A 15,178-nucleotide genomic window follows, 5' to 3' on the forward strand; every position below is an offset into this window, starting at 1 on the left:
GGTCGATGCCGTTGAATGAACTGAATTGTCGATGTCCGCAATCGGGCAGGCGTAATGCAGCTCGAACGACTGACTTGGGGCGCAAAGCAGCCAAAGCGTTCACTGCTGCCAGGACCTCCGCTCGAGGGCATAGACACGATTTATGAGCGCAAAAGCTCTTGAACGGAATCGAGCCGCCGACACGGCGATCATCTGTCTGGCGCGGCGGCAAGCTGCTGACAAGGCGTTGTTCCCATGAACATCGTGCTCCGATATGTTTGGCGTCGTCCCTCCTATGTTACGTGCGCGAAGCTTTCGCACGGAAACGCTGATTGCGCCGCGTCCACCAGATCTTCGACGTCGTGGATCAGCATATAATCGATACCCGACATCAGGTGGGCAAGGCGGGCGCCGTAAGCATTGTCTTTCTCATGACCTCCGCCGGACACGATCGATTTGATCAGGAAGTGGCGTGCCTCCTTGTCCTCGGGTTGGACGAGATATTGAAGGTCGCGTATAACACACTCAACCATATACATGGCAAAGGTATCGCCGATGCGCTCCGAACGCAGAATGTGATGTAAGCTGATCCCCAGGCTGCGTGCGGCGTTGGCAGGTATACTTGGCGATCCGACGTGAAGCGACTTTGGAAAGGTACGATGGGGAGAATTCGGGGGAGCTTCGCGAGTGAACTCGATCCATCTCCCCAAAGTATTGACGATTTCATAAATCAAGCGGGACGCCCATATTGGAAATTCGGCGGTATTATCGATACCGCTCCCACTCGTGTCATATACCTGCTCCAACTCGTCAACGAAGTGGTCCAGGTAGGCCAACCACATAGGGTCCTCGACGTCTTGACTGAACGCCGAACGGATCATCAAATCGAAGTATGCTATCCCGACTGCTACCGGATCATGCCAGCGGCCTTTGTCGAAGTCGTCACTTTTTCCCTTCAATTTCGAAACGTTTTTTTGGTCAGGGTTCTGAATGGAGCTGATGACATAGTCGCCAACGGGTTTCCACGCGTGAAGGGTTTCAGCTACGCGCGCATCGCTGAAATAGGCGCGAAGGATGAAATTGTGGCCGACGACGAGGTTATCACCGATGCCTTCGTAGTTGGCATTTCTCTCGAGTTCCTCGTAGAGGCGGCTCCCACGAGCAGACATCAGGGTCTCAAGCAAGCGATTTGAGAAGTCGAATCGTTGATGAACATCCAGATTGACCAACACGGCGGTGACACTCGGCCGCTGCGACGAGACGTAGTCCATGAACTGTCGGGAGAGATACATCAAGTTCAAAATGCGCTCAGCGTTTTCCTGCGCCGCATGGCCGCTCGGAAACAGACTAGCCAAGGGGCGGAGATACCTTCGTATGGGGAGCGGCTTGTCAGATCCATCACGCTTTGCCAGCAGGTCTTCGACGTCTAGTACCCGATCGCTAGCCAGCCAGTCCCGAACGCGTTGGCTCCATAGCCGCCGGTTTTGAGCCCTTTCGACGAAGGCCAGATGAGGGAGTATGAAGTCAACCGCCTTGCCATAGCTTGCCTGATGAAAGAGTTGCTCCAGCAAATCGGCCATAGGTCGCAACGACCGCTGGCTTGGCGGAAGTGACGTGGCAACCAAGAACGCCAATATCATCCATACAAGGACGACAAAGAAGGCCGCCATCTGGGGAGTGAACCGGCCATTTGCCGACATTTGCATAGAGCCGCAAACAGCGTGCAACGTGGACGGGCACGGAAGTGCGACAAACTGAAAGAATTCGAAGTAGAGTGTAAGTAGCAGCGCCAGAACTGCAATTACAATCTGCCCCCCGAGCTGCAGTCGAATACGTAGACGCGCAACGGGCGGTATGATTGCGTAAACGGCTACAGCCAAGCCGAGAAAAGTCAAGAAGCCGTCAAGTGTCATCACGGTCGGATCTTTTGCCTAGAGAGAATGCCTTCATAGGCCAGCTTCTGGTTAGCGCGAAGGGTGGATGCAACGATAACGGTAGTAAGCTAATGGACTAGCAGAGAAAAGAGGTGTCGCCGGCTCGGAAAATGCTAAACATGTTGCGCTGAGCGGGTCTCCAGCTATCGACATGCACTCTATCGACGTTCTCATTGACTCTAAGGCCCGTACGATGTGCACTAGACCTCATCCAATAGTCCCTAGGGGTACCAAACTGCGGAACTGTGCCTCGAAGCCTCCACCCCCAACCTCGTCGAAACGATCGACGGCGGGTCCCACTTGCTTACTTGTCAAAGAAGGCAGGATAGAACCGATTTCCTCGAGGTTGTGGATGACCCCCCAATGGCTCCCGTTGTTGTTTCCGTCGATCAAGACGGCGGCGGCGAGACTTCGACTCGAAAAGAGATGATTTTCTGAGAAGACTAGAAGATCAGGGTTGTCGGCCGCTATCAGAACGCCTTGAGCTATAAGTTCATCGCGCTTGGCTGTGTCCCGCTTTCCGACCGGCGATCCCTCGCACACGGTGGTCGAGCCAGACCGTATCAAGAACTTCGAGCCAACCGTCTTGCCGAACGCGACTGTCTTCTCTTTTCTGATCTCAACCCATTCTTCGGGAGAAGAGTCGTCCATTACCTGCATCATCAGTGGTTCCCAATTGAACTTGGATTTACATCGGAAGCGGTGATTCGCCGATATCACAATACTCACTGGCGCACTCGTTTTCTCTCTCATAGGATGAGTTCATGAAAGCGATTCTCAACCAAATACAACTGAGCGCCTCAGATCTGGTCGGCCATCTCAACTGCGACCATCTCACGGGTCTCGACCTCAGATCCATGACGGGTGAGCTTGCCAAGCCGACACAATGGGATCCGCTTCTCGAAGTTCTACGTGAACGAGGTTTCCGGCACGAGGCGGCTTTCATCGAGCATCTGGGTAGCTTGGGCCTGATGGTTGAAGAAATCGAAGGCGTTGGCATCGAGGACACTTGTGTCTCAGCGACGATCGCGGCGATGAAGCGCGGCGTGGATGTCATCGTGCAAGGAGCGCTGCGAAACGGAAACTGGGCCGGCCGTGTCGACGTGCTGCGGAAAGTTGCCAGACCGAGCAAGCTCGGTGACTGGTCATATGAGGTCTATGACACCAAACTGGCCCGCGAGACACGCGCCGGAACCGTCCTGCAGCTCTGTCTTTACTCTGATCTTCTGACAGCGGCTCAGGGCTCCGAGCCGGAGTTCACCTATGTCGTGGTACCTTGGACGGAGTTCGAACCCGAGCGGCTGCGCGTCGCTGACTACGGCGCATATTATCGGAAGGCCAAGAGCGCAACGGAATCTGCCGTCGCCAATGGCGTTGCGGACACCTATCCAGAGCCAACGGCCCATTGCGACATCTGTCGGTGGTTCGACACCTGCGACAAACGCCGGCGCGACGACGACCACCTGTCGTTCGTGGCAGGTATCAGCCATAATCAGATAGCGGAACTTACGTCGCGCGGTATCAACACTTTGGATGCGCTTGCGCAAATGCCATTGCCGATGCCTTGGAAACCCGAGCGCGGGGCGGCTCAATCCTATGAGCGCGTGCGTGAGCAGGCGCGCATCCAGGCGGAAGCCCGCCAGACCGGTACCCCGAGCTTCGAGCTTCTTCGCGTCGAACCCGGCCTGGGGCTATCGGGACTGCCGGAACCTAGTGAGGGAGATATCTTCTTCGATCTCGAAGGCGATCCCTTCGTCGGTGAACATGGGCTGGAGTACCTGTTCGGATATCAATACCAAGACAATGGTGGGCAGCCCGCCTACGTCTGCGATTGGTCTTTCGACCGCGAGGGTGAGAAAGCAGCGTTCGAGCGGTTCGTAGACCTCGTTGTCGAGCGAAGGAAGACGTATCCTGGTCTACACGTCTACCACTTCGCACCCTATGAGCCGGCGGCGTTGAAGAGGCTGATGGGTCGCTACGCGACACGCGAAGACGAAATCGATCAGTTCCTTCGAAATCTAGTGTTCGTCGATCTTTATAGCGTCGTGAGAAACGGCGTCCGGGCGAGCGTGGAGAGCTACTCGATCAAACGGCTTGAGGCTTTCTATGGCTACGAGCGCAAGGTGGCGCTTTGGGATGCGAACATCGCCCTCTCCTCTTTTCAAGCGGGGCTTGAACTCGATGATGTTTCGTCGATCACCGATGCTGAACGGGATATTGTCAAAGGCTACAACGAGGACGATTGCGTTTCGACGCGGTATTTGAGGGACTGGCTGGAAGGGCTGCGATTGCAGCTTGTCGCCGACGGCGTCGATGTGCCCCGCCGTCCCCTGATGGACGAAGTGCCAAGCGAGGAGCTTTCGGAGCGGCAGAAACATGTCGCCGAACTGACCGAAAAGCTGCTCATGGGCATTCCCGTCGATGAATTGGAACGGTCTCCCGAGCAACATGCCCAGTGGATACTCGCCAATATTCTCGATTGGCACCGGCGCGAAGACAAGGCTGTCTGGTGGGAGTATTACCGCCTCAAGGACCTTAGCGCGGACGAGCTTATCGACGAGGGAGCTGCGGTAGCTGGCCTCTCGTTCGTCGGTGAGGTTCCGGGAAGTAAAGGAAGGACGCCCACGCACCGGTATGCCTTTGTGGCCCAGGACACGGATGTCCGCCCCGGCAGGTCGCTTTGCCAGATTGGTGGCAACAAATTCGGTAGCGTGGTCGAAATCTCCAGCGAGAGCGGAACGATCGACATCAAAAAGAGGACTGACAGCGTCTCCATTCACCCCCAAGCGGTTTTTGTGCACGAACATATCCGCGCGGACGAGCAGGCAGGCGCTTTGTTGCGGATCGGCGAGTTTGTGGCCGACAACGGCATCACCGGCATCGGGCGATTTCAAGCCGCTCGCGAACTTCTGATGCGCCTTCCGCCGCATATTGATGGAGGCAAGCTTCAGCAGGCAGGCGAGAGCACCTTGGCGGCCGCGCAAAGGATCGCAAACAAGCTCGAGCAAGGCGTTCTTCCGATCCAGGGGCCGCCGGGAACCGGTAAGTCTCACACCGGAGCGCGGATGATCTGCCAGTTCGTGGCGGATGGCAGGAAGGTCGGAATAACGGCGAACAGTCACAAGGTGATCCGTAGTCTGCTGGATAAGGTCATCGAGGCGGCGCAGGAGCTGGATCTAAACATCCGTTGCATCCAGAAACCCGAAGCCGACAACTCGGAGGTCGGGACGGATCGCCTTGGCTTTGCAAAGAAGAACGAGGATCTGATCGAGGCTATGACGTCCGGCGACTGCCATGTTGCCGGCGCGACGAGCTTTCTTTGGGCACGTGCTAATGCCGAGGACGTTCTGGATGTACTGTTTGTCGACGAAGCCGCACAGATGTCGTTGGCCAACGTACTTGCGGTATCGCAAGCTGCAAAGCGTCTTGTGCTTCTTGGAGACCCGCAACAGCTCGACCAACCGACGCAGGGCACACATCCGGATGGCGTTGGCGTCTCCTCGCTCGAACACGTTCTTGGTGGCCAGCAAACGATCGGTTCTGCGCAAGGTCTTTTCCTTGCGGAGACCTGGCGGATGCATCCCGACGTCTGTGACTTTATTTCGGAGCTATTCTACGAGAGCAAGCTGGCCCCGGTCGCCGCTTGCAGAAAACAACGGATCATCTCCACCGGAGCGATAAACGGCTCCGGACTGCGATATTTGCCCGTGGAGCATTCAGGAAATGCCAGTTCCTCGATCGAGGAAGCCGAGGCGATCACGGCGATCGTCACCAAGATTGTGAAAGAGAAACCTCAATGGGTCGATCGTGACGGCGAGGTCCGCCCGATCTCGCTCGACGACATAGTCATCATCACGCCCTATAACGCCCAGGTGCTGGAGATCCAAAAGCGATTGCCGTCCGCGAGGGTTGGCACGGTCGATAAATTCCAGGGACAGGAAGCGCCGATCGCGATCTATTCGATGGCGACGTCAAGTTACGCTGAAGCCCCACGAGGCATGGAGTTTCTTTACAGCTCCAATCGGTTCAACGTTGCGATCTCCCGGGCGAAATGTCTGGCAATACTGGTAGCATCGCCGGCAATCTTCGACGTCGACTGCAAAACGCCTCGGCAAATGCAGCTAGCCAACGCCCTCTGCAGGTATCTCGAGTTGGCCGGTACCGTTCAGTAGCCACGACTTAGACTAATATTGCTTATTACCGCTCGTAAGCCGGCGCGACATCTCCAAGTTCTCGAGGCAAGCAGTCGTTCATCGATGCCCAGAGCAAAGCGCGAGCGCGGCTAAAAAGGGGGGACTCCTGTTCTGGCTTTCCAAAAAGGGAACCCGCAACCAAGCAAGATTAACCCAGCCAACCGGACAGCAATCAAATTCAAAGAATTCACCGCTAAGGGTTTTGTCCTGATGCGAAACGAGGGGCGGTCGTTTGACGCCTATTAAGCTTTTGGGGGAAAGATGAAGGTCGCACTACTCAACGCCGGAACAATGCACACCACATTGAATCGCCTTATCAGCGACCATGATGAAATCCAGATTGCGGTGGCATGGGGATATAATGGCAAGCTGGCCGACGTACTCATGGAGAACAGGGCAAAATTTCGCTCCGTCACATTCGGCTTAAACGGCTTTGCGACGTCACCGGATCTTGTAGAGCGCCTAATCGGCACGAAGAATGCCTTTATCGCTAAAGCGGACAAGGGCATCTTCCATCCCAAGCTCTATCTGTTCCGAACTGGAAGCAAAGCTGAGGCCGTCGTTGGAAGTGCCAACTTCACTAATGGCGGTCTCGGCCTGAATCGCGAGGCTTGTCTGCACATCGAAGGCGCGTGCAACAGCGAAATTTTTGACCAGATTCAGAGCGAGCTTTCCGGCTACGACTTACTGAAACAGCTCGTCACCCAAACGCTTGCGGACAGCTATCGTCGACAATTTGACGCCGCGCGTAAGAGGCTCGGCCAGCGCGATCCGATCCTTCCTGACGACAAGAAGGGCGGGAAGGGCCTCACTTCTCCCTTGGCTAGGATGAGCTGGGACGAATTTGCGGAAACGGCGAAGAGAGACCCGCATCATAATTTCACGCGCCGCATGAAGCTCCTTCGCGAGATGCAGCGCCTTTTCGCGAGCGCCGGGCGGCTCTCAGATCTTTCAGCAGCCGAATGGAAGGGGATCGCTGGCACGCTGGGCAACGCCGAGAAGGAAACCGCGGGCCTTGGCGACCACGATTGGGGGTGGTTCGGCTCAATGGGAGGAAATGGCGACTTTGCCGGTCTGGTCGCGAGGCAAGACAGTCAAATTGACGCCGCCTTGGACTGCATCCCCCGGAAAGACCCTGTAACTTTGGAGGATTTCGAGGAATATTGTCGCAGATTTCGCAAAACATTTGTGGATGCCAAAGCTCATCACGTTGGCGAATATCCTACTGCGACGCGGCTTCTCGCTATGAAGCGCCCCGACACGTTCGTCTGCGCGAACGGAAAAAACAAGGCTAATCTGGCAAAAGCTCTAAATTTCGCGCCAACAACGCTTTCGTTGGAAAATTACTGGGATCGAGTTATCGTCCCGATTCAGTCGTCGCCTTGGTATAACGCACCGCGCCCCTCGCTGGACGATAGCGAGTTGTGGGACTATAGAGTCGCCATGCTCGACACGATATATTACGACGAACATGCCTGACAACACTTCCCGCCACCGTTTACCCTTGACAAACTAGGCCAACTTTCACGACCGCCGCGCCAAACGGCTGCGAAGTTTCAACTGAAGTGATTTGGACGCGCAAAGTATCAACATGGATTGAAGTGGTGGGTTGCAGGAACGCGTGCGAGGATTTCTGCGACACACGATGGTGCGTGTGGTCGACCCCATATTCTTCAATGACTGGCAGCTGCTGCCGAAAACGGTCTAAACGGCCAAAGCTCTTGAGAAAGTGGAACCGCAAACACCTCGACAGGACCTTGTCAATTCTGTGCTCTTGAAGGGAGTCGAACCGTCGACCAGGCGATTTCCGTCATGTGGCATATCGTTGATTTATGGAACCACAGCTTCTGATCTATTTAAAAAGGTCTTACGAAATTTAACTCGGCTGAAAACTTGCCTTAACTCCGATAAATGCCCTTTGCGCGCAAGAATTGAGGCGGCTGAACCCCGGGCGACAAGCCATGACCTGTCGTTCTTTCTTGACAAAGCAATCTGATGTCAACTCAACTATCAGCCTCGAGCCCAATCAAAATAGCTATCAGGCGACTGGATGCAGTAAAGGTTTACCGCACCGACAGGGAATGGCAGGAAGTAGAATCCTATTTGCAAGGGATGTGCTTTCATCACAATCACCGCATCTCCGATTTACCGCGGGTCATTTCGAGATAGGTAGCCGTTCTCCGGCTCTCACCGCGCCTTTCAGTCGATTGCCCGATGGCGCTAATGGACAGACATAGCGGGAAGAATATGCGCACGAAGGAAAATAGGAGAAGTTGAAATCGAGCACTAGTGTGCCGTCCGGACGGACAACTCCGAGATCCGCTCCCTTGATGGTGTCGAGGAGATATCGGCCACCGCCATACGTCTCGGTCCCTGAGGTCGCGTCGACAAACGGCAGGAACACGCCACCGCCGTACCCCTCAATCCAGTAAAGGGTCAATTCGCCACCCAATCTGGTCTCCAGCCCCGTTGTACGGGAGAATGCATACATCGACAGGTCGCCATCCACCCTGTTGCGACGGTTGTCCGTTCCGGCGTTACCGGGACAAGCTGTACCGTCAGGCGCAACGAGGGATCATAAGAAAATGTCGTCGGCCCTTCGAACGTCTTGCGGTCCGCCGATTCAATTGGCGACTGAGGATGGTCGCGAAACAGGGTCGAACGGGTGCCGCACCAAAGCCTCCAGGCAGCAACCGCATCCGGACTAGAACGTACCTCGTAGTAGAGATTTGCGATCTTCTCGCGCCATTCCCACAGTTGTTGAGTCTCGTTCAAATCATTTCCTCCCATGTCAGAAATTACGCGGCTTTCGTTCATCGAAACGCTCGCCCAATCATCGCGGCACAACTATATACCTGCCGGATTTGCTCTGCCTACGTCACCATGTGCGACGCACATTTGGGTGCTATGTCAACGAGGACATGACCACAGCTAAAAAGCTTCGGCAAGCCGCATCGGTTTCCGGCCATCGAACAGGCAGCCTGCGCGCTCGGCCGGCGACGATGATCATCGACGGCGAGGCCGTTGTGCTCGACGAAGAGGGGCGGCCCAATTTCGGGCCGCTGCAACAATCGCTTGGCGCATCCGGCAAAAATGCGGGTAACCGTGCCTCCGACGCAATCCTATACGCATTCGATCTCATCTATCTGGACGGACACGATCTGCGCAATGTCGAATACGGATCGCGCCGACATCTCCTCGAAGACGTGCTGAACGGCAAAGACGGCGCCTTTCGGCTATCGGAAACACTCGACGCCGAACCCGCCGTCCTGTTGGAGTATGTCTGCCGCCTCGGTCTGGAAGGGATCGTCGGCAAGCATTGTGATCAGCCCTATCGTTCCGGCCGAACCGGAGATTGGCATCTTCCTACCGTCAGCTTGAGTGCAAATGCTGCCCTGAACCCCATGAACCGTGGCTCTCAGGCGGTCACGCGAAACGCGCAATCATCCAGAAAATGCAGCGTGGGTGTAGATGTTCTACACGAGTGAAATTATTTTGCTCTTGAATGGATACGAACCAACGGCCCCTAGAGTTTCCAGAAAACTCCAGCGTAGCGTTAAGAGGGTAATGATGCAGCAGTATGGAGTCCGCTTCGCCCCTATCATTCATATGAGCGAGGATAAAGCATTCGACGGGAACGCCGTTGGTACTCGATCGATACGCCTCCATGAAGAAATTGTCGCCCCAATTTCCGTAATAGTGTGTATTCTTGGAATTCATACAGTGTACGGGCGCAAGTGAACTGCATGCTTTAGGACTGCGCCCTCGGGAGTTGCATCCTGTGCAAGTTTGCCCAGCCGCGGGGGCGGTCCGTCTGGACGTGGAGGGGTTGGCGACGTGTGGGTAAACTTCATGGTTCTACTCCAGCATGAGTGTTGCAAATGCGCTGCCGCCGACCTTTTTTGGCACTCAAGCGCTGACCATTCTTGACGAGCCAGCGCAAAAATGCCGGGGAATGGCCGGGCCGTGAGAAATTTAGTCGCTTTAAGGGCAAGGGCCTGCGGAACGGGTTGTCGGCCGAAGAAAACAGGGTGCTTGCCAATACTCCCCATATTGATCAAGCAATGGTACTGATCCTCCGAGGCCTTACGAAATCGAAGCTTGGTGCTCACAAAGGGACGAGCGCTAAACAGTATTAAGCCTACCGCTGAGGACCTGGCGACGATGGGCAAGGCGATCTGTCGAAGCCGCTCGTATCCGTTGCCAGTCCCGCCTCCCTAGACTAACACGCAGTCTCTGACCAACTGCTTCCATAATTGGCATCCACCAATTTGGTGGTCACCAAGCATCTATACGGGCATCGCTAGGAGAATGATCGCTGATGCACCAGACCGGTTGAATAGCGCCCGCGCTTCGCCCGGTGCTAGTCTACAACTATCCAGCTGTCTTAACGTTACCGACTCGGTCGATGTCTCAACCGTCACTTCGCCCGAAATCACCACGTAGATTTTTTCAACGTTCGCATCCTTCAAGGAGGTTCGCGCACTAGGAAGCAGGTGCGACAGACCAATCCAAATCGTGTCGGTGTTCGTTGCCTCCTTTCCCTGAAGGCGCAGGCATTGCATGTCATAGTGCTCGGCCGCCTCGTACGGTCGAGCTTCGTTGTACCGCGTTACTTGCATGTTTGGTCCTCACGGCTTCAACAATATGCGGTCCGGCGTTCCACGCAGAACGGATGCATATGCCTTGGCTGCATCATTGAGCCCGTAGCAGGTGGCGGAATTGATCGGAAAGGGCTTGAGCAGGCCTTCCTCGAACTTCGCTTTCAGCCGGTCGAAGATCCGTGCTCCGTCGACCGACGACAGTGCGAGCGTATCGATGCCGATGTATTTGTGGCGACCGCGGAAGAAGTTGAAGATATCAAACGGCACGGCGCGATCGAAGGTCGAGATAAAGATTTGCCGCGCCTGCTTCGCCATGGCCTTGTTGGCCAATTCGAAATACGGGCTGCCAACGGTATTGAAGACGATGTCAGCACCATGGCCGCCCGTCTGCTCGCGAACGATGGCCGCCACATCGTCCTTGCTGCTATCCAGCATTTCGACCGGGCCGTTCGTATGGCCTAACAACGGTTGGCCGTCATATTCGACTGCGAAGACCTTGGCGCCGGTCATCGTCGCAAGCTGGATTGCCGCCTGCCCCACCTTTCCGTTGCCACCGCAGACGAGCACCACATCGGTTGGCTGCACACCGCCGGCTTCGCGCAGTCCTTCATAAGCCGTGATAAAGGGAACGCCGATGGAGCCGGCCTCTTCCATTGTGAAATTGCCGGGCTTCTGGCGCACTGCCTTCTCATCGAGGACCATCCATTTGGCATGGCTGCCGTCCTGGCTGATGCCGAGCTCGCCGCCACCGCCCCAGATCTCCCAGCCGATCATGTGTCTTGGTCCTTCGCGCACGATGCCGCCGAAATCGCGCCCGGGCGTGCGTGGCCAGATGGCGTGCGGCATATGTCCGAGCGAGGCCTTGACATCGCTTGGATTAACGCCGGCTGCTACGATCTCGACCAGCACCTGCCCGGGTCCGGGTCGCGGCACGCTTACATCGGAAACCTCGATCTGCAGGTTGTCGAGATCCGGCGACGGCGTTGTGACGCGCAGCGCCTTGCCCAACTTGGCGTCGATCTGGATATTCATGGTATTGTCCTTTCTGAGACCGGGTCGGCCATCGGGATTTCAGGGCTTCAGGTTGAGAATCTCGCGGGCTTGCGACGGGCTTGCGATGCGGCCGCCCATCTTTTCGATGATGTCGCGAGCGCGCTCGACGAGTTCGCCGTTGCCCTTCGCAAGGACGCCCTTGGCGATGTATGAAGTGTCTTCCAGGCCGACACGCACGTGTCCGCCGAGCAGGTACGCCTGTGCCACCATCGGAAACGACATCCGCCCGACACCAAACCCTGTCCAGACTGCATCCTGCGGCAGCATGCGCGCTGCCGTCGCCATCGCATCGGTGGTCGACGGGAGGCCATACTTGACCCCGGTGACGATTGTGAACATCGCGGGCGATTTCAGCACGCCGGCTTTGAGCAGGTCGTGGGCGAGCTGGATGTCGCCGGTGTCGAAAACTTCCAGTTCCGATTTCGCGCCGGCGCTTTCGATGATTTCGGCCATGATCTTCACGTTACCGGGGGTGTTGATCACCACTTCGGCGCCAAAAGTCATTGTATTCAGATCAAGCGTGGCGATGTCGGGCTTCAGCGCGACGATATGCTCAACGCGATGCTCGGGCCGCATCAACGTGGTTCGCGGCCCGGCTACCGCCGGGTTTTCATCGCTTGGATGGTAACGGCCGCCCGGCCCGGTGGTGACGTTGAGGATGACTGCGTCGTTCTTCGCCCGGATCCGTTCGATGACCTCGCGGTAATGCGCGATCTCCATCGACGGTTTTCCGGTCTCCGGATGGCGGACATGGATATGCACGACAGCTGCGCCTGCATCCGCCGCCTCCAGACAGGAATTGGCGATTTCTTCGGGCGTGACCGGCAGACCGGGATGGTTTTCGCGCGTCGTGAGATTGCCGGTAATCGCGCAGGTGATGATGACGTTCTGCTGCATCAGAGATGCCTCCCCCCGTCGATGACGATACGAGTGCCCGTCGAGAATTTGAGATGGGTCGCACAGGCAAGAACGGCTTCGGCCACGTCGGTCGGCGTCGTAATGCGCTTCAACGGCGTGGCGGCGGCCGCCTTATCCTTGAACTCCTGGCCGCGACCGGGAACAAACTCGGTATCGACGACGCCGGGAGAAACAGCCATCACCCGGATCGCCGGAGCCAGGGCCCGGGCGAGCGAATTCGTCATGATATCGAGGCCCGCCTTTGCCCCGCAATAGGCGATATTCGATCCGATGCCGGTGAAAGCGGCAATCGAGGAGACATTGACGATAAGGCCGTGGCCGCTCTTTGCCAGCGCCGGCGCAAAGGCGCGAATGGTCGCAAAGACGCCCCGCCAATTGTTGACGAAGACCTGGTCGATGAGCTCGTCGGTGAGCGCCTCGAGATCGGCGTGTGCTACAGGCTTCGTGACGCCCGCCGCGTTCACGAGAATATCGGCGCGTCCGCAGGCCGAGAGCACGGCGGTGCAGAAAGTGCCGATCGACGAGGTATCCTCGATCGAAACGGGAAGTGCGATATGGCCGCTTCCCGGCAACGCCTCCGCGATCGCCCTTGCCTTCTCCTCCCCGGATCGATAGCCGACCACCACGGCCGCACCCGCTTGGGCAAGCAGGCGGCATGTCTCGCTGCCGATGCCGCCGGATCCGCCGACAACGATCGCGACCTGGCCCTTAAGGGTGTCAGACTGAACAATCTCGCTCATTGTCATGCCTTTGTTCCGGAGATGGGCGGGATGGGATAAGTCGGCTCGCCTTCGAGCAGCTTGAAAGTGTAGTCGCAGGTATAGAATGGGAGCTGCTCGCCCGGATATTCCGGATGCGGCTCGCGATGCTCGACGAAATCGCCGACAATCTGCGCCTTCGCACCGAACACGACATCGGTCACAAGGGCTTCCTGCTTATCGGAAAAGATTTGGGTTATCAGCGTCTTGTGACCGGGCGCCGACACGATGAAGTGTATGTGCGCCGGCCGCATCGGATGACGCTTCTGCGCATGGAGCAAAACGCCGACCGGACCATCCGTTGGAACAGGGTAGCCAGCGGGCTTGACCGACTTGAAGCGGAAACTGCCCGTCTCGTCGGTATGGAAGAGGCCACGTAGATTGAAATCGTCCTGCTCGCTGTCCTGGTTTTCGTAAAGGCCGACAGGCGAGGCCTGCCAAATGTCGAGTTTTGCGCCCGCAACAGGCGCTCCATCGACGCCGATCACCCGACCGGAGAAGAACAGCGCTGGTCCCGGCGTCTCCGAGCGCGCGATGCATTCGCCATCCGAACATTCCGGGGCGTGACCACGATAGAACGGGCCGAGGAGCGCCGACATCGTCTCGCCCTGCATGCCGTCATTGTTGATGAGGTCGATCAGGGTGGACGCGCCGAGAACGTCGGCGGCCAGCACGACCTCGTTGTTGGTCTCGTGCGTATGATGGCCGAGCGCTGCGATCCAGCGCAGGCCATACTCGAATTCCTCTTCGGTCGGGCGGGTCTCGACGATGAACTGATGAAGATGGTTGATCAAGGCGTCCATGATCGCCTTGAGGCGTGGATTGGTCGTCTTCGCCATGGCGGCCAGGACCGTGGGCTTGACGTCCGCGATTGTCGCAATCAGCTTGGGTTCGATGGTTACGTGTTGCATTGTCGTCTCCTCCTGTGTGCCGGCACGGCCGCTCATGCGGCGGCATGCGCCGTCCGTTTCAGGGATTGCAGGTGTGGGTATTTTTCGGTCAATAGAGACCCGTGATAGTAAGTCTGCGAGAAAGCATCGCTCGCCTTGATGTTGCGCAGCCAAAGATCGATCTGAGGTGAATCGGCCCAGAGATGACCGAGGTTGATATCGCCCATACGGACGATGACCGGCATGATGGCGATGTCAACCAATGTCAGATCGGCACCGAGCAGCCAGGGGCCGCCGCCTTCGCGCAGCCAATGCGCCATGCGGTCGATCCCTCGCTTGAGCCGGCCGATTGCTTCGTCCATCTCCGACTGGGGGAAGCCGGTCCTCCCCATCTTCAGGAGAAACTCGCGACGCAGGGGCTTGCTTTCGCAGACGGCGAGGAATTCCCCTTCCGTCATTGCCTGGTAATGCGGCAGGAAGGCCAAATTGTACGAAGGTACGCGAACGGCCGGCGTCGGCACTTCATCGATGAAGCGCATCATCGCCCGCATGCGTGCGAGATCCAAAGGCGCGCGCGGCCGCAACGGCGCCACGTCGCCAAGCGTGTCTTCGAGGTACTCCATGATGACGGCGGAATCAACGACCGGCGTGCCGTTGTGGACAAGCGTCGGGACGACGCCGTTCGGGTTGATCGCAAGATACTCGGGCTTCAGCTGGTCGCCCTTGAACAGGTCGAGCCTGTGCTCCTCGAAGGCCTTCCCCTTGGTGTGAAGCGTATAGCGAACGCGCTGACTGCAGGTCGATTGCGGTGCGTTGTACAGTACGTATTCAGACATGGCTTTCTCCTCC

At 57.1% G+C, this 15,178-nt stretch carries 11 protein-coding genes and 1 pseudogene; 3 read left to right on the forward strand and 9 right to left on the reverse strand.

The genetic code is table 11. The features are described from left to right. Positions 1 to 272 precede the first annotated feature (272 nt). Together ACPYOI_RS16490 and ACPYOI_RS16495 are read right to left on the reverse strand one after the other, a co-directional pair. Positions 273 to 1,895: a hypothetical protein gene (locus ACPYOI_RS16490; RefSeq protein WP_481423067.1), complete on the reverse strand. Its 1,623-nt coding sequence runs from the start codon at positions 1,893 to 1,895 to the stop codon at positions 273 to 275. 225 nt (positions 1,896 to 2,120) lie between these two features. After that, positions 2,121 to 2,576 (reverse strand): DUF4357 domain-containing protein, encoded by a 456-nt coding sequence (locus ACPYOI_RS16495; protein WP_481423068.1) that lies wholly within the window; start codon positions 2,574 to 2,576, stop codon positions 2,121 to 2,123. A 101-nt stretch (positions 2,577 to 2,677) separates the two neighbouring features. On the opposite strand from ACPYOI_RS16495, the gene ACPYOI_RS16500 reads away from it, so the two are divergent. Both ACPYOI_RS16500 and ACPYOI_RS16505 read left to right on the forward strand, forming a co-directional pair. Beyond that, positions 2,678 to 6,085 carry a TM0106 family RecB-like putative nuclease gene (locus ACPYOI_RS16500; RefSeq protein WP_481423069.1) on the forward strand — a complete coding sequence of 1,136 codons (3,408 nt, stop codon included), beginning with the start codon at positions 2,678 to 2,680 and terminating at the stop codon, positions 6,083 to 6,085. Positions 6,086 to 6,367: 282 nt separating this feature from the next. Continuing rightward, complete coding sequence (locus tag ACPYOI_RS16505) at positions 6,368 to 7,585, forward strand: phospholipase D family protein (protein WP_481423070.1); 1,218 nt, start codon at positions 6,368 to 6,370, stop codon at positions 7,583 to 7,585. Between the two features lie 676 nt (positions 7,586 to 8,261). On the opposite strand, the gene ACPYOI_RS16510 is transcribed toward ACPYOI_RS16505, so the two are convergent. Next, entirely contained in the window at positions 8,262 to 8,597 is a 336-nt protein-coding gene (locus tag ACPYOI_RS16510) for a DUF1684 domain-containing protein (RefSeq protein ID WP_481423071.1), read from the reverse strand. Further along, the gene (locus ACPYOI_RS16515) at positions 8,543 to 8,923 is read right to left on the reverse strand and encodes a hypothetical protein (protein WP_481416283.1); all 381 of its coding nucleotides are present in this window, start codon (positions 8,921 to 8,923) and stop codon (positions 8,543 to 8,545) included. The genes ACPYOI_RS16510 and ACPYOI_RS16515 overlap by 55 nt, the downstream gene beginning before the upstream one ends. A gap of 135 nt (positions 8,924 to 9,058) precedes the next feature. Here ACPYOI_RS16515 and ACPYOI_RS16520 point away from each other — a divergent pair. After that, positions 9,059 to 9,465: pseudogene (locus tag ACPYOI_RS16520) on the forward strand (ATP-dependent DNA ligase); the annotation flags it as partial. Between the two features lie 1,272 nt (positions 9,466 to 10,737). Here ACPYOI_RS16520 and ACPYOI_RS16525 read toward each other — a convergent pair. The 5 genes from ACPYOI_RS16525 to ACPYOI_RS16545 are packed head-to-tail and all read right to left on the reverse strand — an operon-like array spanning position 10,738 to position 15,165. Further along, complete coding sequence (locus tag ACPYOI_RS16525; protein WP_481416282.1) at positions 10,738 to 11,742, reverse strand: quinone oxidoreductase family protein; 1,005 nt, start codon at positions 11,740 to 11,742, stop codon at positions 10,738 to 10,740. A gap of 39 nt (positions 11,743 to 11,781) precedes the next feature. Further along, positions 11,782 to 12,660 (reverse strand): beta-keto acid cleavage family enzyme, encoded by an 879-nt coding sequence (locus ACPYOI_RS16530; protein ID WP_481416281.1) that lies wholly within the window; start codon positions 12,658 to 12,660, stop codon positions 11,782 to 11,784. After that, positions 12,660 to 13,421 carry an SDR family NAD(P)-dependent oxidoreductase gene (locus tag ACPYOI_RS16535; RefSeq protein WP_481416280.1) on the reverse strand — a complete coding sequence of 254 codons (762 nt, stop codon included), beginning with the start codon at positions 13,419 to 13,421 and terminating at the stop codon, positions 12,660 to 12,662. Before ACPYOI_RS16535 ends, ACPYOI_RS16530 begins: the two co-directional genes overlap by 1 nt. Positions 13,422 to 13,423: 2 nt before the next feature. Beyond that, positions 13,424 to 14,350: a dioxygenase family protein gene (locus tag ACPYOI_RS16540; protein ID WP_481416279.1), complete on the reverse strand. Its 927-nt coding sequence runs from the start codon at positions 14,348 to 14,350 to the stop codon at positions 13,424 to 13,426. 32 nt (positions 14,351 to 14,382) lie between these two features. Further along, entirely contained in the window at positions 14,383 to 15,165 is a 783-nt protein-coding gene (locus ACPYOI_RS16545) for a glutathione S-transferase family protein (protein WP_481416278.1), read from the reverse strand. Between the last annotated feature and the right edge of the window lie 13 nt (positions 15,166 to 15,178).

The organism is Rhizobium sp. SVR5-2C (genome assembly GCF_056755115.1).